Consider the following 20,894-nt stretch of genomic DNA (forward strand, 5'->3'; position numbering starts at 1 on the left):
CACCGGCGTTGTTGTGCGCACTTGCGAGAAGCCTGAGCGCAACCGCTGACCAATCCGACGCCAGGTTCTTCCGCCCGCATCCCTGCCGCGCGGGTTACCCTGAAAAACAATTCCGAAAAACGACGTCTCGCTAATCACTTATCCACATAGCGAGCACAAGCGTTTTGAAAAATGGTCCCGGTAACCACGATTGTAACGGTTTCTTAAAAAATTTTGCGAGTGCAGCGAAAACTGTCACGCTTGTTGACGCCGCGCGATTCTGCGCGCGGATTCAAAAACTTGGTGTGGAGTTTCGCAATTGCAGTGTTGCAACACCGTCGAAGAGTCCGGCAACAGCGTCGAATCACGGATTGTCAGAAATCGCGCTTGGTGTATTTGTTACTCGTTCGCGACGCTCAAGGCTCTCCTGACCAGCGCGGTATGAGACCCAAGAGCGGACGTGCAAATCGGCGGCGGTGTGCGCGTTAGCGACGCTTTCCAAGCGAAGCTGAGTTGGTAACTCATAGCAATATGAGAGCAGCTGTTCTGTGTCTAAATTTCCCGGCGTGGTGCTCGCGTTCAGCGCGTTCCGGACAAGGGGAATAAGGCAAGGGGAACTAAGATGCTTGCCGACGATGCGAAGATTGGGAACGCGGAGATCGTGAACGTGTTGAAGACGACAGACTGAGGTACGCGGCGGCGCAGCGGTCGAGCAAGCGGATGTTCGGTAGCGGCAGACTGGCTTTGAAAACACTGGTGATGTGATTGCTCGCCGCGCGTTCTCGCGGTGAGAGGGGGAGGTACTATGCTTTACGGAATCAACGCGACATTCGGCACGCTCATTTCCATCGAGACCGCTTCTGAATCCCTGGACGAGGTTTCCAGTCGTCCACCCACGCGAACTCCGGCTAGACCGGCGAGTACGCGCTGACCTCGCGGTAGCCTCTCACTCCATCCAGCCTTTGATCTGACAACGGCGATTCCGCCGAACGCCCGATCCATGTCTGGTGGCTGAAGCTTCGCGTCGAGGTCACGTCTGGCAGGAAACCTGCAAGGCAGCCCGCCAGGCGATTTCGTAAAACACCATTACTCATTCAGAAAAGTTCTCAGGCAATGACAAATATCGAACAGGATCGCTGGTCGCGCGTGAAGGGACGGTTGCGGACGAGTGTGGGCGAGGACGTCTATACGAGCTGGTTCGCGCGCATGGATCTGGAAGGCGTGCAGGACGAAAGCGTGCATCTGTCGGTTCCGACCCGGTTCCTCAAGAGCTGGATCCAGGCGCATTACGCCGACCGCGTCCTGACCTGCTGGCAGGCCGAGATGCCGGAAGTGCACCGGATCGACCTTACCGTACGCACGGCGATGCGCTGTGCCGCGCCCGCCAAGGAAACCACCGCGCCGGCCGATCAACGCCGCGTCGAGCAGGCCAATGGCCGGCCCGCGCCGGAATTGCGCGCCACCGCGACGGCGCCGGTATCCGCCAGCCATGATGCGCTCGGCGGCTCGCCGCTCGACCCGCGCCTGACCTTTGCAAGCTTCGTGATCGGCCGCTCCAACACGCTGGCCCATGCCGCCGCACGCCAGGTCGCTGAAGGTCGCCGCGGCGATCCCGTGATGTTCAACCCGCTCTACATTCACGCCGGCGTCGGCCTCGGCAAAACCCACCTTCTGCAGGCGGTGACGTGGGCCGGCAATTCGGGGAGCGAGCGCAAGGTGCTCTATCTCACCGCCGAGAAATTCATGTACGGCTTCGTCGCCGCGCTGAAGACGCAGACGGCGCTGGCGTTCAAGGAAGCGCTGCGCGGCATCGATGTGCTCGTGATCGACGATCTGCAGTTCCTGCAAGGCAAATCGACCCAGGCCGAGTTCTGCCACACGCTGAACGCGCTGATCGATGCCGGCCGCCAGGTGGTGATCGCCGCCGACCGCCCGCCATCCGATCTCGAGAGCCTCGACGATCGCGTGCGCTCGCGGCTGGCCGGTGGCCTCGTCGTGGAGATGGGTTCGCTCGGCGAAGAACTGCGGCTCGGAATCCTGAAGTCGCGCGTGGCGGCGGCGCGTGCGCATCACGCAAGCTTCGACGTTCCGGAAGCGGTGCTGGACTATCTGGCGCGCACCATCACCCATAATGGCCGCGACCTCGAAGGCGCCATCAACCGCCTGCTCGCCCATTCCAAGCTCAACGCCCAGCCGGTGACGCTGGAAATGGCCGAGCGCGAGGTGCGCGACCTGATCCGCCCGCAGGAACCGAAGCGGATCAAGATCGAGGACATCCAGCGGGTGGTCGCCCGGCAGTACAATGTCAGCCGTTCAGACCTGCTGTCGTCGCGGCGGACCGCCAACGTCGTCCGGCCGCGTCAGGTCGCGATGTATCTGGCGAAGACGCTGACGCTGCGTTCGCTGCCCGAGATCGGCCGCCGGTTCGGCGGACGCGACCACACCACGGTGCTGCACGCCGTGCGCAAGATCGAGGCGCTGGTGGCCCGCGATACCGCGCTGTCCGAAGAGGTCGAGTCGCTCAAACGGCAGTTGCAGGAATAGCGGCAGCCGGAACAGGACCTGCGCCTTAAGGAGTTGGCTCCTCCCAACCTCTCCCTCCCCTGATCCCAGATGTGGGAGAATTGGGGCGGGAGAATTTTTTTCTGCCGCCATTTTTCGCCGCAAAAGTGGGGAACGGGGCCCGCTCTCCCTTGCACCGGCGCCCCATCCGCGCCACCTTGCGGTCCCCCCGGGGGTTTGATCAGATCCGATCCTGATCCGGCTTTTCGGGTTTCCAATGCCGCGGCGCTGCCTTTACGGGCCGCCCGGCTTTTCCATCTCTGGCGGGTAATGCAATGAAGGTCACCGTCGAACGCGCGCAACTGCTGAAGTCGCTGGGTCACGTCCATCGCGTGGTCGAGCGCCGCAATACCATCCCGATTCTCGGCAATGTGCTGGTCCGCGCCGAAAACGCCAGGCTGTCGCTGAAGGCGACCGACCTCGACCTGGAGGTGACCGAAACGCTGGCGGCGGAAACCGCGACCGGCGGCTCCACCACCGTGCCGGCGCACATGTTCTACGACATCGTCCGCAAACTGCCCGATGGCGCGCAGATCGTGCTGGAAGCCGACGGCGACCGTGCGGTGCTGGCGATCCGCGCCGGCCGCTCGCGCTTCACGCTGCAGACGCTGCCCGAAAGCGACTTCCCGGATCTCGCCGCCGGCGACATGACGCATTCGTTCTCGCTGGCGGCTGCCGACGTCAAGCGCCTGATCGATCGCACGCAATTTGCGATCTCGACCGAAGAGACGCGCTATTATCTCAACGGCATCTATCTACACACCGCCGGCAGCGCCAAGGCCGCAACGCTTCGCGGCGTGGCGACCGACGGACATCGGTTGGCGCAGATCGATCTGGCGCTGCCCTCCGGCGCCACCGGCATGCCCGGCGTGATCGTGCCGCGCAAGACGGTCGGCGAGGTGCAGCGGCTGATCGAGGACAACGAGGCCGAAGTCAAAATCGAACTCTCGCAGGGCAAGATCCGCTTCACCCTCGGCAACGTCGTGCTGACCTCGAAACTGATCGACGGAACTTTCCCGGATTACGGCCGCGTCATTCCGCAGAACAATGACAAGGAACTGATTGTCGACAAGAAGGATTTTGAGGCTGCCGTAGACCGCGTCTCGACCATTTCCAGCGAGCGCGGCCGTGCCGTGAAACTCGCATTGTCTTCGGGCAAGCTGGTGCTGTCGGTGACCAACCCGGATTCCGGCAGCGCCACCGAAGAACTGGAAGTTGAATACGCCTCCGACGCCCTCGATATCGGCTTCAACTCGCGCTACCTGCTCGACATCGCCGCCCAGATCGAAGGCGAAGTCGCCGTGCTGCGCCTCGCCGATCCCGGCTCGCCGACGCTGGTTCAGGACAAGGACAACAAGGGCGCGCTCTACGTGCTGATGCCGATGCGGGTGTGAGCACTTCCGGCGACCCGCGCACCGATCTTCCCTCTCCCCTTGTGGGAGAGGGTGGCGCCTCACGAAGTGAGGCGACGGGTGAGGGGTTCGCGCCGCAAACGCCAAGCCATCGACCTGTCGCCAAGCGCATCCGCCATTTCGCCCGAAACATGCGGCGCGAGCCAACCGACGCTGAAGCGGCTATGTGGCGATTGCTCCGTGATCGACGCCTCTCACAGTTTAAATTCCGGCGGCAGGTCCCCTTTCAGAAGTTCATTCTCGACTTTGTCTGCTTCGAGAAACGCGTTGTCATCGAAATAGACGGCAGTCAGCACGCATCGTCTGAGCGCGATGCGACACGGGATTCCATCCTGATGGCTGAGGGGTTTCGAATCGAGCGGTACTGGAACAACGACGTGCTGCAACAACCTTCCGCCGTTCTGGAGGACATTTTCGCAAAGCTTGCCGAGCGGTAAGATACCCCTCATCCGGCGCTTCGCGCCACCTTCTCCCACAAGGGGAGAAGGGAAGAAAGACCGACGCTCCCTCATGACACCCTCCCGCATCCAACGCCTCAACCTCACGCACTTCCGCAACTATCGCGCGGCGAGCGTGCAGACGCGCGGTGATGTCGTGGTGCTGGTGGGGCCGAACGGCGCCGGCAAGACCAATTGCCTGGAGGCGATCTCGTTTCTCTCGCCGGGGCGCGGCCTGCGGCGCGCGACGCTGGAGGATGTCGCCGACAACCAGGGCGACGGTTCCTGGGCGGTGTCGGCCGAGGTTGAGGGCGCCCTCGGGCTCGCCACGCTCGGCACCGGTATCGATGCGCCCGCCGCGGAGGCGGCGTCAACCAGCCGGCGCTGCCGGATCGACCGCGAGCCGGTGAGTTCGGCCACAGCGTTCGGCGATCACTTGCGCATGGTGTGGCTGACGCCCGCGATGGACGGGCTGTTTCTCGGCGCGGCTTCCGAGCGGCGGCGCTTCTTCGACCGGCTGGTGCTGGCGATCGACAGCGAGCATTCCAGCCGCGTCTCGGCGCTGGAACGCTCGTTGCGTTCGCGCAACCGCCTGCTCGAAGTGCGTAATTACGACGACCACTGGTGCGATGCGATCGAGCGTGAAACCGCCGAGCTTGCGGTCGCGGTCGCCGCAACGCGCGGCCAGACCGTGACGCGACTGGCGGCGATGCTGCGCGAACGTGGGCAAGCTTCGGCCTTTCCGTCGGCGCAGATCATGCTCGACGGCTGGATGGAAAACGCGCTGGTCAACGAGTCCGCGACCGCAGTGGAGGATCGCTACCGCGAAATCCTGCGTGCGAGCCGCGCCCGCGACGCCGCGGCCGGCCGCACGCTGGACGGCCCCCACCTCACCGATCTGCAGGTGGTCTACGCGCCGAAGAACATGCCGGCGCGCGACGCCTCCACCGGCGAACAGAAGGCGCTCCTGATCGGGCTGGTGCTGGCCCATGCCACCCTCGTTGCCGAAATGACCGGCATCGTGCCGCTCCTGCTGCTCGACGAAGTCGTCGCGCATCTCGATCCCAACAGACGCAAGGCGCTGTTCGATGAACTCGCAAAGCTCGGCGCGCAGGTCTGGATGACCGGCGCCGATCCAGCCGCCTTCGTCGATATCGGCGCGACCGGCGAAATTTTCGACGTGGAAGCGGGTCAGGTGAGCCGCCGCACCTGAGTGCTTAACGCGCCCTGCCCGCGGGCGCCACACCGCCGAGCAAGCGGTCGATGATCGAGTCGATCAGAAATGCTGATCCCTTTTCGGTCAGGTGCACCTGATCGCTCACGACAACATCTCCCGCCGCATCGCCAAGGCGCGTCAGGCAACCCTGCGCGTTGCAAAAGACGTCCGATGCAGAGATGAATTCCGCACCGAGCGGCTCGAGCCTGGCGCGCATCACCGCATCATAAGCGGTCGGAGGTGCGGCATTGGGCGAACGTTCCGGGATCAGCGCGCGATGAAGGATGAAATACCTGAGCACCTCGGAGGGAAGCCCGCGCCGCCACGTCGGTACGCCGCCGAGAACGACGACGCGTGCGTTGGTCTCCTTCTTCAGCGCGATCACTGTCTCGGCCACATTGTCGAGATGTTTTTCCCAGGTTCCGTGCAGCAACACGACATCCGGCCTGATCTGCCGGACGAGCGAAAAGACCTTGTCGTTCATCGTGCGGCAATTGGGCAGGTTCACAATGTCGGCGTTGAGCGCCGGAATGCAGGAACTGGAGGTAAGCTGTGCAATGCCGAAGCCTCGCTCCTCCTGGGCTTTGCGCAGGCCGGGCAGCAGCGCGCCGGCTGTCGAATCGCCCCAGATCAGGACCAGCGGACGCCGATCGCGCTCAACGCAAGTTTCGGCAAACGTCGTTTCGCGGCTGAGATCGAGCAGACATTCATGAAACCGCCACTTGAAGCTCTCCGTCCGCACGCTGGCCATGGCGCGGATTTCCGGCGGCAGCCGAAAGTCGAAGCCGCGGCCCCAAATGACGGCAATACCCGCAACCGCTATCATCGCCATGCCGGCCCCGAGGCTGAACATCTTGCGCCGGTTCGGGAGGCCGAAACGGAACGGTATCTCGACAAACCGGTAGGTCGCCCAGGCCAAGAGCGCACTCGCCAGCAATATCAATTGGCGCTCCGGCAGCGTCAGCGGACCGAATTTGATAATTCCACCGAACACCAATAGCGGCCAGTGCCAGAGATAGAGCGGGTAACTGATCAGCCCGATCCACACTAGCGGCGGGCTGGCCAGCACGACCCGGTTCACCCAGGCAGCGGGCGCGGATAGCAGAAGCGCGCTGCCGGCGACCGGCAGCACCGCCCACCAGCCCGGAAAGGCGCGGTGGCTGTCGAGAATGACGGCTGCAACAGCGATCAGCGCCACGCCGATCCAGGCGCGCCGGCTGCTCGCCACGCTGGAATGATTGACGTTGATCCAGCCGCAGGCCAGCACCGCGCCAATCAGCAGTTCAAACGCACGCGTGAACGGCAGATAGAAGGTCGCGATCGGATTTGAGCCGATCAATGCCACGTTGAGCAGGAAAGAGGCGATGCCGAGCATCGCAGCCATTGCCATAATGCTCATTCGCAGCCGTGCTGCGAGCATCAGGAGCAGCGGCCAGAACAGATAAAACTGCTCCTCGATGCCGAGCGACCATAGATGCAGCAGCGGCTTCTTGGCGGATTCGACGTCGAAATAGCCGGACTGCAGCAACAGCGCGATGTTGGCCAAAAACGCCGCGCTGGCGAAACTGTCGCTGCCGAGCTGCACCAAGGCAGCCGGGAGCATCCAGAACCAGCCCAGCATCAATGTCGCAGAGAGCACAACGATCAGCGCCGGGAAGATGCGCCGGATGCGCCGGTTGTAGAACTCGACCAGGCTGAAGCGGCCGAGTTCCAGTTCGCGCGTGATGATGCCCGTGATCAGAAAACCCGAAATCACGAAGAACACGTCGACGCCGATGAAGCCGCCCGGCATGGCATCCGGGAACGCATGAAAATTCAGCACCAGCATCACGGCGATGGCCCGGAGGCCGTCGACATCGGGCCGATATTTTGATGAAGCCTGGGACAATGGAGAGCTAACCCGGGATCGCTGTGGACGGCGGACAACGACTACAAGCTGCCGCGCCGCCTTTCTCTAGCAGGTCCGCGGCGGCATGCCATTTCCCGCCGCAACGACAGCCAAAAATCCGCACGCCGAGGGCGCAGAATCAGCCGTAGAATCGCGCTTTTCGAGAGCGCCAGAATCGACCCTCGGAGACCTTGAAAAAGTGTAAAAAACCACCATTTATTCAACAACTTGTAGACAGAGAGATTGCGCTAGGCGCGATGCCTCTTTCATGGCACAAATAGACCAATCAGCGCCTCATATTGCGCGGCTGATTCGGGACACCCGCGAAGGCCTCACATGACAGAACCTGCCCGGCAGACTCCTGCCGAAACTGAGCATCCCATTCCGGTCGAATATGGCGCGGAATCGATCCGGGTGCTGAAGGGGCTCGACGCCGTGCGCAAGCGGCCGGGCATGTATATCGGCGACACCGATGACGGTTCCGGCCTGCACCACATGGTCTACGAGGTCGTCGACAACGCCATCGACGAAGCGCTCGCGGGCCACGCCACCGCGGTGGAAGTCATCCTCAACGCTGACAACTCCGTGACGGTGCGCGACGACGGCCGCGGCATTCCGGTCGACATCCACAAGGGCGAAGGCATCTCCGCGGCGGAGGTCATCATGACCCAGCTCCACGCCGGCGGAAAGTTCGACCAGAACTCCTACAAGGTTTCCGGCGGCCTGCACGGCGTCGGCGTCTCCGTCGTCAACGCGCTGTCCAGCAAGCTGCAGCTGCGTGTCTGGCGCGACGGCAAGGAGCATTACATCGAATTCGCCCATGGCGATGCGGTCGCCCCGCTCAAGGTCGTCGGCGATGCCAATGGCAAGCGTGGCACCGAAGTGACCTTCCTTGCATCCACCGAGACTTTTACCAACGTCGAATATGATTTCCCGACGTTGGAGCATCGCCTGCGCGAGCTCGCGTTCCTGAATTCCGGCGTCAATATCGTGCTGTCAGACATGCGCCACGCGGTCGAGAAGCGTGAGGCGATGCGTTACGACGGCGGCGTCGAGGAATTCGTCAAATATCTCGACCGCAACAAGAAGGCGATGGTGCCTGCCCCGATCATGGTTCGGGCCGAGATGAACGACATCGGCGTCGAGGCCGCCTTGTGGTGGAACGACAGCTACCATGAGAACGTGCTGTGCTTCACCAACAACATCCCGCAGCGTGACGGTGGCACCCATCTCGCCGGCTTCCGCGGCGCGCTGACGCGCCAGGTCAACGGCTATGCCGAGGCCAATGCCAAGAAAGAAAAGATCGCGCTGACCGGCGACGATTGCCGCGAAGGCCTCACCGCCGTGCTGTCGGTGAAGGTACCGGACCCGAAATTCTCCTCGCAGACCAAGGACAAACTCGTGTCCTCGGAAGTGCGGCCCGTGGTCGAGAACGTCCTCAACGAGGCGCTGGCGGCGTGGTTCGAGGAGCATCCGAGCGAAGCAAAGGTCATCGTCGGCAAGGTGATCCAGGCGGCCGCCGCGCGCGAAGCCGCCCGCAAGGCGCGCGAACTGACCCGCAAGAGCCCGCTCAGCGTCTCCTCGCTGCCCGGCAAGCTCGCCGACTGCCAGGAGAAGGACCCAGCCAAATCAGAACTGTTCATCGTCGAGGGCGACTCGGCCGGCGGCAGCGCCAAGCAGGGCCGCAACCGCGAATTCCAGGCGGTGCTGCCGCTGCGCGGCAAGATCCTCAATGTCGAGCGCGTCCGCACCGACAAGATGCTGTCAAGCGAGCAGATCGGCACGCTGATCACCGCGCTAGGCACCGGCATCAGCGACGACTTCTCGGCCGACAAGCTGCGCTACCACAAGATCATCGTGATGACGGACGCCGACGTCGACGGCGCTCATATCCGCACGCTGCTGTTGACCTTCTTCTACCGGCAGATGCGCGAACTGATCGACCGCGGCCACCTCTATATCGCGCAGCCGCCGCTCTACAAGGTGACGCGCGGCAAGTCCGAGCAGTACCTGAAGGACGAGCGCGCGCTGGAAGATTATTTGATCGCGACCGGGCTCGACGACTGCGTCTTCAAGCCGGCGACGGGATCGGATCGCGCCGGCCGCGACCTGCTGTCGCTGGTGGAGGACGCGCGCGTCATCCGCGGCATCCTGAATAATCTGCACAGCCGTTATAACCGCAAGGTGGTCGAGCAGGCGGCGATTGCCGGCGTCCTGAGCCCGAAGATCACCAGCGATATCGCCACCGCCAATGCCGCCGCCGACTACATCGCCAGGCGCCTCGATGCGCTGGCCGACGAGGTCGAGCGCGGCTGGACCGGCCGTTTCACCGAAGGCGAAGGCTTCTTCTTCGAGCGCACCATCCGCGGCGTCAAGGACGTCGCCATCATCGACGACGCCCTGCTCGGCTCCGCCGACGCACGCAAGCTCGACGATTATGCCGTGAGACTTCAGGAAGCCTATCCGAAGCCCGGCCTGTTACGCCGCAAGGATGCGGAGACCGCGATCCATGGGCCGGTCAGCCTGTTCGAGGCGGTGACCGACGCCGGCCGCAAGGGCGTGGCGTTGCAGCGCTATAAAGGTCTCGGCGAAATGAACCCCGGCCAGCTCTGGGAAACCACGCTCGACACCAACGAGCGTTCGCTGCTGCAGGTGAAGATCAAGGAGGTCGACGAAGCCGACGACATCTTTACCAAGCTGATGGGTGACGTGGTCGAGCCGCGCCGCGAATTCATCCAGGATAATTCGCTCAGCGCCAATGTCGACGTGTGAGGCAGGACGCGCCCGTGTCGCCCATTCAATACATCGTTGAAGGCGGCCACCGGCTCGCGGGGACGATCGAGCCGTCCGGCAACAAGAATTCTGCGCTGCCGATCATCGCCGCCTCCCTGCTCACCGAGCACCCGGTCACGCTGGAAAACGTGCCGCGCATCCGCGACACCGAGACGCTGGTCGAACTGATCCGTTCGGTCGGGGCCTCGGCCGAATGGAGAGAGCGCAATACGTTGGCGATCCACGCCAAGGAAGTTCGCGCCGCGGATCTCGATCCCGAACTCTGTGCCCGGATCCGCGCCTCGATCCTGCTGGCCGGGCCGCTGCTCGCCCGTTGCGGCGAAGTGGCGCTGCCGCCGCCCGGCGGCGACGTCATCGGCCGGCGACGTCTGGACACGCATTTCCTTGCCTTTGAACAATTGGGCGCCACCGTCACCGCGACGCACCGGCTGGAATTCCGCGCGACCAAGTTGAGGGGAGCCGACGTGTTCCTCGACGAGCCCAGCGTCACCGCGACCGAAAACGCGCTGGTCGCAGCCGTCGCCGCCCATGGCACCACATTCTTGCGCAACGCCGCCTCCGAGCCGCATGTGCAGGACCTCGCGTATTTTCTGGTCGCGCTCGGCGCGAAGATCGGGGGCATCGGCACCAACACCATCATCGTGCACGGCCCGGCGACGCTTGGCGGCGCGAACTATTCCATTCAGCCCGACCATATCGAGGTCGGCTCCCTGATCGGGCTCGCCGCGGTGACGCGCTCGCCGCTGCGCATCGCGAAAGCCGGCGTCGAGCATCTGCGCTCGATCAGGATGGGCTTTGAACGGCTCGGCATCGTCTGCGGCGTCGAGGGCGACGACCTCGTGGTGCCCTCGGGCCAGACCATGAAAATCCACGACGATTTCGGCGGTCACGTGCCGAAGCTGGAGGACCAGCCCTGGCCGGCCTTCCCGGCCGACCTGATGTCGATCGCGATCGTCACCGCCACGCAATGCGACGGCGTCATCCTGATGTTCGAAAAGATGTTCGAGTCGCGGATGTTCTTCGTCGACAAGCTGATCTCGATGGGCGCCCGCATCGTGCTGTGCGATCCGCATCGCGCGATCGTGGCCGGCCCGAGCCGGCTGCGCGGCGCGGCGATGATCTCTCCCGACATCCGCGCCGGCATGGCCATGCTGCTGGCGGCGGTGGCTGCCGAGGGCACCAGCACAATCAACAACGCCGACCAGATCGAGCGCGGCTATGAGCGCATAGAGGAACGGCTCAATGCACTCGGCGCAAAAATCACCCGCGTGCCGGCACGAGACGGTGGCTAGACCCAGGCGCCGTCACTTTTCTGACCTTCGTCAGTGGTATAGCGTTTTCGAGCGAAGTGGATCCCGGGGCGCATAGCAATCAAGTTTACGCAGATTGCGTAGACTTAATCTGCGGTAGAAAACGCGTCAAAAAAAGAATCTAGCCGGTTGCAATGCTCGAAAAAGCTGAAGCCACATCGGTCGCGCCGCCCGCTTCCACAGCGGCGCCCGGACATCATCTCGCGCTCGAACTCTCCGAGACGCTGAAGCTGGCAGTGCCGATTGCGCTGACGCAGCTTGGGCAGATCGCGATGATGACGACCGACATCGCCTTGATCGGCCGCCTCGGCAGCGAAGCCATGGCGGCCGCCGCGCTGGCGCATACTGTCTTCTTTGTCAGCTTCACCTTCGGCATGGGGCTGGTATCCGCCGTAGCACCCTTGGCTGCGCAGGCATTTGGCGCACGCAATCCGCATCTGATCCGGCGCTCGCTGCGCGTCGGCATGTGGGCTGCGCTCCTGATGTCGCTGCCGATGATGACGCTGTCGTTCCGCGGCGAACAGATCCTGCTGATGCTGGGCCAGGCGCCGACGGCTGCCCATCTCGCCCAGCAATATCTGTTGGGCCTGACATGGAGCATTCTGCCAGCGCTGTGGTTCATGACCATCCGCGGCTTCATGAGCGCGGTCAACCGCCCTGAGCCGATCCTGTGGATCACGCTGGCCGCGATCCCGGCCAATGCGACGCTGGTCTATCTGCTGCTGTATGGCGCGTTCGGCATGCCGGAACTCGGCCTGTTCGGTGTCGGCCTTGCGACCTCCATCGTCAATCTCGGCACGTTCCTGGCGGGTCTGTGGTTTGCCACACGCCGCCGGCCGTTCCGGAAATATCATGTGCTCGGTCATTTCTGGCGCGTCGACTGGAAGCTGATGCGGCTGATGCGGCAGCTCGTCGTCATCGGCGCACCGATCTCCCTTTCGTTCCTGCTCGAATACGGCCTGTTCGGCGCAGCCGGTCTCTTGATGGGCGTGATCAGCACGACGGCGCTGGCGGCGCATCAGATTGCGCTGCAGGTCGCCGCCATCCTGTTCATGGTGCCGTTCGGCATCGGCATGGCCGCCACCGTGCGGGTCGGCCATGCCATCGGTCGTGGCGACGCGGGCGCAGTCCGGCGCGCCGGCTACGTTGCCACCTGGCTCGGCATCGTGCTCGTCGCGGTTCTGACGATCGCCGTGATCGTCAGCCGCTTTAGCATTGCAGAGATTTTCCTGGGCGAAAGCACCGACGCGACCGCCGAACTTTCCGCGACGCTGCTGCTGGTCGGATCGACTTTCTTCATCGCCGACGCCATCCAGACCGTCGCCGCCGGCTCGCTGCGCGGCATGAACGACACGCGCGTGCCGCTGTTGTTCGCGATCCTCAGCTATTGGCTGATCGGTTTCGCCTGCGCCTGCTGGCTCGGTTTCTGGACACCATCAGGCGCCGTCGGCGTGTGGATCGGGCTGTCGATCGGAACCGCTGTCTATGCCGTGCTTCTGCTCTTGCGCTTCCGTGGGCTCACGAGCAAGCTTAGCTTCCGATGAAAGTCCGCGAGGTCACCCCTTCCGCCGATACCGATACGCTGCTGGCCGGCGCCCACTTCGCCGACGCCTTTCAAATTGAAATCGAGGATTGCGATTTCGACGCGAGGCGAGCCGCTGAACGCATGATGGCACGTCAGCCGCGATGGGCCGAGGCGCTGTTGTCGCTGCGCAATTTGCTGGTCGCGCCGCTGGGACTGAGAACGTCGGGTGCGGGCCTGGTCCCGCCCAGAGACATGATCGGAATATTTCCGGTCGTGAGCCAAACGCCGTACCGCCTGATCGCCGGCTTCAACGACCGTCATCTCGACTTTCGCGTCGTGGTGGACGTAACGCATTCCGGCGGCGTCGGGCAGGTCACGGCGACGACGCTGGTTAAGACGCACAACTGGTTCGGCCGGACCTATCTCGCAATCATCACGCCGTTTCATCGGTTGATCGTGCCGGCCCTTCTGCGTCAGGTGGCGGCCTGAGGCGCTGGCAGAAATCTCCGTTAGCGCAATCCGGACACAGAGCCAGCGATCCTTTTGCTTTCTCGCCAACTGGATCGACTAACTAACCCTTCGCACCGGCTGCTGTCGTGGCCGGAGCCTCGCACCACTCGGCATGACAGCGGTCGAGATCGTTGAGGTTCTGCCGCATCTGCTCCAGCGAAAAACCCAGCGCGAAGAACCGCTCTGCGACATCGACGGGCACGCCGCGGATCAGGCCCTCGCTTCGCAACGCGGCGACTTCGGCGGCATAGGCCTGCAGCGCCGCATCGACGGGCTGAATGTCCACGGTGCCGCTGCCGCTTCGCAGAGATACAGCCGCCGCGCGCATATAATCGACGATCGCGCTGCTGACATCGGACAGTGGCCGCGCCAGCCTCGCCTGCACATTGGCCGGCAGCGGCACCACGCTGGCGCGCCCGATCATCACGACATCGTGGCGCAGGCGCTGGACGGTGCGCAGCAATGGGCCGGTATCGGGTCCCGACGACAAATGCGTCGCGCGCTCGCGCTCGGCTTCCAGGCCGGTCGCATGGAGGCTCGCCATCGCCGTGCCGATCCCATGCTGGATACGGTGCAGGGCGTCGTTGTCGAGCCCGCGCGTCAGGCCTGCGAGCAGTTCGGCGAATGCGGCAGCCAGCAGCTCCAAAAGCTGCGCCGCATTGATACGGATCTGGCTGACCGCCCGTGATGGCAACACCAGGAATGAGACCACAAGCCCGGTGAGCGCGCCGACGGTGACCTCGCAGAGCCGGTCGATCGTGGAATCCAGCGGGTTGGCGTGGTTCATGGCCGGAACCAGCAGCACGATCACGGCCGTCACCGTGGCGGCGCTCAGGCTGGGATTGATGGCCCCGATGAAGGCCATCGGCGCGACCGCCAGCACCAGCAGCGCCAGCAATCCCCCCTCGCCGGAATGCGGGATCAACATCGTGATGGCGCCGCCATAGAGCGCGCCGCCGACCGTCCCGACCATGTAATCGCGGGTCGCTTTCAGGGAGCGGCCGACGCTCATCTGGGTGACGATCAGCGAGGTCAGCACTGCCCATAGCGGCAGCATCAGATGTAGCGCTCGGGCGATCGCATAGGCCGCGACCGCGGCGACGGCGAGCCGGACCGCAAGCGCCAGTTGCGTCTTGCGGCCGCGGAGCGATCCAAGCATGCGTTTTGCGAAGGCCATCATGCGCCGCATTTCCGGAATCTGTAGACCGCGCCTGTGCTAGACGACGCCGAGCATAGCTGATGCCCGCGGCCGGAAGGCGGCTTGAAAGCCAAAATCAGCCCGCCTACCCTGCGCTGCAAAACGAGGAAACACGATGGCCAACGAAACCGCAACGCTCGCAGCCTATGTCGCCGACCTGAAATTTGTGGGCATCCCGCCGGAGGTGCTGGAGCGCGCCAAGGTACTGACGCTGGATTTCCTCGGCAGCACGATCCGGGCGCGGCGCGATGCGGAGTCCACGGCGTCGCTGCTTGGGATGCTTGAGGCGCTGGCGCTCGACGGCAAGGGCGAGTCCACCGTGTTCGGCGACGGCAAAACCTGGACGCCCGCGGTCGCCGCTCTCCTTAACGGCGCGCTCGGCCATTCCCTTGATTTCGATGACACCCATGCCGACTCCTCGCTGCATCCGAGCGCGCCCGTGGTGCCGGCGGCGTTCGCGGTCGGCGAAATGGTCGGCGCATCGGGGCGCGACGTCCTGACCGCGATCGTGGCCGGCTATGAAGTGTGCTGCCGGCTCGGCAACGCGCTCGATCCGACCTCGCATTATGCGCGCGGCTTTCACCCGACCGCGACGGCGGGAACCTATGGCGCGGCGGCGGCCGCGGGCAAATTGTTCGGCCTGTCGAAGGACCGGATCATATCCGCCTTCGGCGTGTCCGGCAGCCAGGCCGCGGGCTCGCTGCAGTTTCTGGTCAACGGCGCCTGGAACAAACGCTACCAGGTCGGCGCCGCCGCGATGAACGGCGTCATCGCCGCCACGCTGGCGCGCAACGACTTTGTCGGTTCGAGCGAATCGGTCGAGGGCAAGCATGGCCTTCTGGTCGGCTACAGCGACGACGCGCATCCCGACAAGGCTGTCGCCGGCCTCGGCAAGACCTATGAGACGCTGAAGATTGGCGTGAAGCCGTATCCAAGCTGCCGCTACACCCATGCGGCGCTGGATGCGCTGATCGCGATGCGCCGGGAGCACAATCTGACGCCGGACCAGATCAAGCGCGTCGAGATCGGTCTCCATCGTAACGGCATCACGCTGACCGGCGACGCCGCCACCAAGCGGCATCCGACGTCGATCGTCGGTGGGCAGTTTTCGATGTTCTTCACCGGCGCGCTGGCGCTCGATCAGGGCAGCTTCGGCTGGGACGATTACGACCGGCTCGGCGATGCCGCGGTGAATGCGCTCGCTGACAAGTTCGACGTGGTGCAGGACGACCGCCTCGAGATCGGCCGCACCCACCCCTTTGGCGCGCGCGTTTCCATCACCACCGATAACGGCGTCCATGAGCGGCTCTATGCCGATCCCTCCGGCGAACCGAACTCGTTTCCGGACGCGCAGGCGATGCAGCAAAAATTCCTCACGCTGGCGCGCCCCGTGCTGAACGGTCGCGCCGACCAACTCGCCGACGCGATCCTGTCGCTGGAGCGATTCGATCGCGTCGAGAAGGCCACGCAGTTGGGTCGGCAGTAGAGCGGATTAGCATCACATCGGCGGTGCACCCCTCTCCCCTTGTGGGAGAGGGTGGATCAATCGTGCGAAGCACGATTGAGACGGGTGAGGGGTTCTCTCCGCGAGTGAGCCTCTCGCCGTCGTCTTCGCGGATAGAACCCCTCATCCGGCGCTTCGCGCCACCTTCTCCCACAAGGGGAGAAGGAAGATTCGCCGCATCGCGCTCAATTCGTTCCCGCCAGCTTTCCCTTGCTTCCCATCGCCGCAACCACATCGCGCACCAGATCGAACACGCCGTCGGCCTCCGGCGGCCAATTCGGCGAGCGGCCGAGCCGGACGATCACAAGCCGTTCGGAGGGCACGATGATCACATACTGCCCGATCGTGCCCTTGGCGAAGAACGCATCGCGCGGCCAGCCGTGTTCGGTGCGGTAGCTGGCACCAAAGCCATCGCCGAGATTGGTCCAGAATCCCGCGCCCTGCCCGACCCATGCGTTCGGCGTCGGCGTCGCCGAATATTTCACCCAGCCTTCGGGGAGGATGCGTTTGCCGCCGGCCGTGCCGTCATTGAGATAAAGCTGGCCGAAACGCGCCCAGTCGCGCGCGCTGGCGAGCAACTGGCTCGACGCTTCGGCATTCCCCGCCGCGTCGAATTCGAGCGTCACGTTGCGCATACCGAGTGGGTCGAACAATTCCTGCCGCGCGAAGCGCATCATGTCGGCCGCGCGGCCGCCGGTGGCCTGGCGGATCAGATGCGCGAGGATGACGGTATTGCCGTCGTGATAGTTCCACGCTGCGCCTGGCACTGATTCCAACGGCATGCTCTTCGCATAGGCGGCCATGTCAGGCTCCATGAATTTCATCCGGTTGACCGGCTCGAGCGCGGATGCCAGCGACGCCTGCAGCGAACTGCCGAGCGCGAGCCCTGCGGTATGGCGCAGCAGATGATCGAGCGTGATGGCGCGCCTGGCGTCGCCGGGGCCTTGCCACGCCGCGATCGACACGGGCTCGTGCAGCCGCAGCGCGCCCTTGCGCACGAGGATGCCGGCCAGCGCCGAGATGACCGATTTGGTCGCGGAGAATCCGAGCAGCGGCGTGTCGATGCCGATGCCGTCGGCATAGCGCTCAGCAACGACGCGGCCATCCTTCATGACCACGATCGCCCGCGTGTTGCGCGGCGTCGATTTGTCCGGCTCGGCAAAGGCGCGGTCGAACGCGGCAGCCAGTTGCGGCGTTTGCGGCGCGACGATGGATGGACCGGCGATGTCAAGCAGTAGCGCCGCCTTTGCATCGGGCGCCGGCACCGAGATGTCGGCGACTGCGCCACCGTGATCGAGATAGCAGCCGAGGCCATCGCCACGATAGACGGCGTGGCTCCGGCCCAGGCCGAACAGCGTCACCGTGACGTTCTTGCGCGCGCGGTCGACGCGATAGTCGAGCGCCCAGGCGATCAGCCCGGTGCCGGGCATGGCCGACATGGTCTCGGCGAACACGCGCGCGGGATCGAGGCCCGAGACGAAGGTCTCCGTGCAGACCACGTTGGCGACGAAGCCGGTCGCGACTTTTGGCACGTCGCGAGCGCGGGCGGCTGTCAGTGCGAGCGCGCTCAGCGCGGTGGTGCTGGCGAGGATGAGGATGAGATTTCGTCTGGTCACATTGGCCTCCGGCATGACGCATCAGCGCGTTGCCGGGAAGGATGGCGATGCGGCCGCCGTCTGCTCGCCGGATTTGGAATTCGCGCTGGCCGAAAGCTCAACGCGCCTCGACGATTCCGAAATTATGCAACAGTAACAATGGGATGAAGATCAGGCCGCGGTCGCCTTGAGCCGGCGATATTCGGTCGGCGTGACGCCCGTGATAGCCTTGAAGGCGCGGTTGAAGGGCCCGAGCGACTGGAAGCCGGCATCCATCGCGATCGTGATCACGGGGACTTCAGCCTGGCTGGGATCGGCGAGCGCCGCCTTGGCTTCCGCGATCCGGTGCTCGTTGAGGAACACATTGAAATTGCGGTAGCCGAGCCGCTGGTTGATCAGCCGCCGCAATCTGTACTCGGGTATCCCGAGCTTGCTCGCCAGCGTGCCGATGGTGACGTTGTCGTGGCGGTAGATGCGCTCGTCGTCCATCAGCCGCATCAGCGCATCGACCAGCTTTTGATCGGCGCCGGATTCGACCACAGCCGCTTCGCTTGCCTCGGCCTGAACCTCAGGCGCCGCCGGAAACAGGTCGGCACCATCGACGCGCATCATTGCATAGCAGATCGCAGCCACCACAGCCGTCAGAACGGCTAAATTCACCGTGTTGGCGATTTCAGCGCCGCCGCTGCCGGACATCGCGATTTGCAGCACCGCATTCAGCCCGCCATAGAGCGCCGCGGCGCTGACGATAAAGACGCGGACGCTGCGGCGGCGCTCGACCAGATCCGACGACCAGGAGGCGACGGTCTGCGTAACGGCCAACGCGATGAAGCCCAGTGTGATCAGATTGATCGCGATGATGGACAACCGCGCGCCGGATGCCGGCGCTATCCAAATGCAATTGACGAAACTGAAAGCTGCGACCGCCGCCCAGACCAGCGCATGCCACCAACGCAGCCTGAACGTTTCATCGAACAGCGCACGCGTAAACAGCCAGAACACCACGACATTGCCGGTCGACAGCGCGAGCACGGGCGCATGCGACACCGGCGATGTCGCGCCGATCGAATAGCTCACGGCATGCGCCGCCGACCCCAAGGCGAAGGTGGCGGCCAGCCGTCCGGCAATCACCGTTCCAAAACCTCGAAACAGCGACGCCGCCAGCACCAGCAGCAGCGCCACGGTGGCGCCGCGCAAGGCGATGTCGATGGTCGGAAGCATCATCCGGTCGGGTCCGTTCGCGCGGTCATCCGCGCACGATGAAACTAATGTGAATCGTCGCCTGGTTCAAATTACCTCAACCCTTCCAGGTCGCGCGTGAAGTTACCCAGCGCTCATTGGACTTGCCGAATAGATCGACTTCGCCATCCCTCCGCGCGCCCAGTCGCCGCGCGACGCTCTTGGACGGTTCGTTGCTGGCTTCGATGCAATGAATGATCTCGTCGATCTCAAAGTTAGCGAACACCCAGTCGATCGACGCGCGCGCCGCCTCCACCGCGTAACCCTTGCCGCGGAATGCGCGGTCGATGCCCCATCCCACCTCGAAGCCCGGCCATCCCGGCGGGCACCACGGCCCGACGCGGCCGATATATCGGCGGCTCGACTTTTCCTCGACGGCGAACATACCGAAGCCATGCAGCGCCCAGTGCCCCGATATCACGGCGGCGTTGCGCCAGCCGCCGATCTCCGTGGTAATCGCGATACCGTCGGGCGTGATGTAGCGCGCAGTGCCGGGATCCGACAGCATCGCCGTATTCACCGCAATGTCGTCACTGCGCCATGGCCGCAGGATCAGGCGCGCGGTCTCGATGACCGGGCCATCGACCTTCAGGAGCTTCGCGCCGGGCTTGAGCGGAGGGATCATGGGGTCATTCTCCTATGTCGTCCCTGCCTAGTGCGCAATTGCGAACTAGGCAGGGACGACGTGTGGGGGGCATTTGAACCCAATCGGGCATTTCCTGTTATACTCGCACAAAACATCAAGGAGCCCTCCCATGAGCTGGCAACCCTCCAACGATCCCGTGCTCGGCGATCCCAAGACCTGCGATGCGCTCGAGCTCATCATCGTGCCGCGTACCCGCGATCTCGGCGATGGATTTGCGGTGCGCCGCGCGCTGCCGCATGGCAAGCGGCAGATGGTCGGACCGTTCATCTTCTTCGATCATTTCGGTCCCGTTCAGTTCATGGCCGGCAAGGGCATGGACGTGCGCCCGCATCCGCATATCGGGCTTGCCACCGTCACCTATCTATTCGACGGCTCGATCATGCACCGCGACAGCGAGGGCAACATCCAGGAGATCCAGCCCGGCGCCATGAACCTGATGACAGCAGGGTGCGGCATCGCGCATTCCGAACGCACGCCCGACGTGCAGCGCCGCGACGGCCAGAAGATGCTGGGCCTGCAAAGCTGGATCGCGCTGCCTGCGGGGTCGGAAGAGATCGCGCCGTCGTTCCAGCACTACGCCGCCGAGGCGCTGCCGACCGTGAAGGAGAGCGGCTTCACCGCGCGCATCATCGCAGGCCACGGCTTTGGCGTGAAATCGCCGGTGAGCATGGTATCGCCCTGGTTCTATAGCGAAGTGACGGCGCAGGCCGGGACCAGCGTCCCGCTCGATCCTGACCATGAGGAGCGCGCGATCTATCTGGTCGACGGCGAGGTCGAGATCGCGGGCGAGCGCTATGAGGGACCGCGCCTCCTGATCTTCCGGCCGGGCGACCGCATCACCGTGAAGGCCGTGAGGCCTGTGCGGATGATGTTTCTGGGCGGCGACGCACTGGAGGGGCCGCGGCACATCTGGTGGAATTTCGTTTCCTCCAGCAAGGAGCGGATCGAGCAGGCCAAACAGGACTGGAAAACCGGCCGGTTTGCAGCCGTTCCGCAAGAACATGAGTTCATTCCGCTGCCGGAGTAGGCTATTGCTCCGCGTTCTCATTTGCGCGCTGGCGCCTGCGCCGACACGCCTGT

The 20,894-nt window shown here is 64.1% G+C and carries 16 protein-coding genes; 11 read left to right on the forward strand and 5 right to left on the reverse strand.

Annotated elements, in window-relative coordinates:
- Positions 1 to 1,092: 1,092 nt before the first annotated feature.
- The 4 genes from dnaA (at position 1,093) to recF (ending at position 5,603) form a co-directional block, all read left to right on the forward strand.
- Complete coding sequence (gene dnaA, locus V1294_RS02495; RefSeq protein WP_334494947.1) at positions 1,093 to 2,523, forward strand: chromosomal replication initiator protein DnaA; 1,431 nt, start codon at positions 1,093 to 1,095, stop codon at positions 2,521 to 2,523.
- Between the two features lie 293 nt (positions 2,524 to 2,816).
- Positions 2,817 to 3,935 (forward strand): DNA polymerase III subunit beta, encoded by a 1,119-nt coding sequence (gene dnaN, locus V1294_RS02500; protein ID WP_334494949.1) that lies wholly within the window; start codon positions 2,817 to 2,819, stop codon positions 3,933 to 3,935.
- Positions 3,936 to 3,976: 41 nt separating this feature from the next.
- The gene (locus V1294_RS02505) at positions 3,977 to 4,390 is read left to right on the forward strand and encodes an endonuclease domain-containing protein (RefSeq protein WP_442895419.1); all 414 of its coding nucleotides are present in this window, start codon (positions 3,977 to 3,979) and stop codon (positions 4,388 to 4,390) included.
- 73 nt (positions 4,391 to 4,463) lie between these two features.
- Positions 4,464 to 5,603 carry a DNA replication/repair protein RecF gene (gene recF, locus V1294_RS02510; RefSeq protein ID WP_334494951.1) on the forward strand — a complete coding sequence of 380 codons (1,140 nt, stop codon included), beginning with the start codon at positions 4,464 to 4,466 and terminating at the stop codon, positions 5,601 to 5,603.
- Between the two features lie 4 nt (positions 5,604 to 5,607).
- On the opposite strand, the gene V1294_RS02515 is transcribed toward recF, so the two are convergent.
- Positions 5,608 to 7,494, reverse strand: a complete 1,887-nt coding sequence (locus tag V1294_RS02515; RefSeq protein WP_334494952.1) for an acyltransferase family protein — start codon at positions 7,492 to 7,494, stop codon at positions 5,608 to 5,610.
- Between the two features lie 336 nt (positions 7,495 to 7,830).
- On the opposite strand from V1294_RS02515, the gene gyrB reads away from it, so the two are divergent.
- From gyrB to V1294_RS02535, 4 genes are all read left to right on the forward strand, one after another.
- Positions 7,831 to 10,266, forward strand: coding sequence for a DNA topoisomerase (ATP-hydrolyzing) subunit B (gyrB, locus tag V1294_RS02520; RefSeq protein ID WP_334494954.1), 2,436 nt, complete (start codon positions 7,831 to 7,833; stop codon positions 10,264 to 10,266).
- A gap of 14 nt (positions 10,267 to 10,280) precedes the next feature.
- The gene (gene murA / locus V1294_RS02525; protein WP_334494956.1) at positions 10,281 to 11,579 is read left to right on the forward strand and encodes a UDP-N-acetylglucosamine 1-carboxyvinyltransferase; all 1,299 of its coding nucleotides are present in this window, start codon (positions 10,281 to 10,283) and stop codon (positions 11,577 to 11,579) included.
- A gap of 152 nt (positions 11,580 to 11,731) precedes the next feature.
- Positions 11,732 to 13,141, forward strand: a complete 1,410-nt coding sequence (locus V1294_RS02530; RefSeq protein ID WP_334494958.1) for an MATE family efflux transporter — start codon at positions 11,732 to 11,734, stop codon at positions 13,139 to 13,141.
- On the forward strand, positions 13,138 to 13,611 hold the full coding sequence (locus V1294_RS02535) for a DUF2867 domain-containing protein (RefSeq protein ID WP_334494960.1): 474 nt from the start codon (positions 13,138 to 13,140) through the stop codon (positions 13,609 to 13,611). Before V1294_RS02530 ends, V1294_RS02535 begins: the two co-directional genes overlap by 4 nt.
- Before the next feature lie 82 nt (positions 13,612 to 13,693).
- Here the strand turns inward: V1294_RS02535 and V1294_RS02540 are convergent, their stop codons facing one another.
- On the reverse strand, positions 13,694 to 14,809 hold the full coding sequence (locus V1294_RS02540; protein WP_334504467.1) for an FUSC family protein: 1,116 nt from the start codon (positions 14,807 to 14,809) through the stop codon (positions 13,694 to 13,696).
- A gap of 136 nt (positions 14,810 to 14,945) precedes the next feature.
- Between V1294_RS02540 and V1294_RS02545 the strand changes: the two genes are divergently transcribed.
- Positions 14,946 to 16,316 (forward strand): MmgE/PrpD family protein, encoded by a 1,371-nt coding sequence (locus tag V1294_RS02545; protein ID WP_334494962.1) that lies wholly within the window; start codon positions 14,946 to 14,948, stop codon positions 16,314 to 16,316.
- 203 nt (positions 16,317 to 16,519) lie between these two features.
- Here V1294_RS02545 and V1294_RS02550 read toward each other — a convergent pair whose 3' ends face one another.
- Positions 16,520 to 17,950 carry a serine hydrolase domain-containing protein gene (locus V1294_RS02550; protein ID WP_334494963.1) on the reverse strand — a complete coding sequence of 477 codons (1,431 nt, stop codon included), beginning with the start codon at positions 17,948 to 17,950 and terminating at the stop codon, positions 16,520 to 16,522.
- Positions 17,951 to 17,963: 13 nt separating this feature from the next.
- Here V1294_RS02550 and V1294_RS02555 point away from each other — a divergent pair, with 13 nt between their 5' ends.
- Entirely contained in the window at positions 17,964 to 18,086 is a 123-nt protein-coding gene (locus tag V1294_RS02555) for a hypothetical protein (RefSeq protein WP_334494965.1), read from the forward strand.
- Positions 18,087 to 18,100: 14 nt separating this feature from the next.
- Here the strand turns inward: V1294_RS02555 and V1294_RS02560 are convergent, their stop codons facing one another.
- The gene (locus V1294_RS02560) at positions 18,101 to 19,153 is read right to left on the reverse strand and encodes an AraC family transcriptional regulator (RefSeq protein WP_334494966.1); all 1,053 of its coding nucleotides are present in this window, start codon (positions 19,151 to 19,153) and stop codon (positions 18,101 to 18,103) included.
- Positions 19,154 to 19,226: 73 nt separating this feature from the next.
- Positions 19,227 to 19,793 carry a GNAT family N-acetyltransferase gene (locus V1294_RS02565; RefSeq protein WP_334494967.1) on the reverse strand — a complete coding sequence of 189 codons (567 nt, stop codon included), beginning with the start codon at positions 19,791 to 19,793 and terminating at the stop codon, positions 19,227 to 19,229.
- Positions 19,794 to 19,923: 130 nt separating this feature from the next.
- Between V1294_RS02565 and V1294_RS02570 the strand changes: the two genes are divergently transcribed.
- On the forward strand, positions 19,924 to 20,841 hold the full coding sequence (locus tag V1294_RS02570) for a pirin family protein (protein WP_334494968.1): 918 nt from the start codon (positions 19,924 to 19,926) through the stop codon (positions 20,839 to 20,841).
- Positions 20,842 to 20,894 lie beyond the last annotated feature (53 nt).

Source organism: Bradyrhizobium sp. AZCC 1678, from assembly GCF_036924765.1.
Taxonomy (GTDB): Bacteria; Pseudomonadota; Alphaproteobacteria; order Rhizobiales; family Xanthobacteraceae; genus Bradyrhizobium; species Bradyrhizobium algeriense.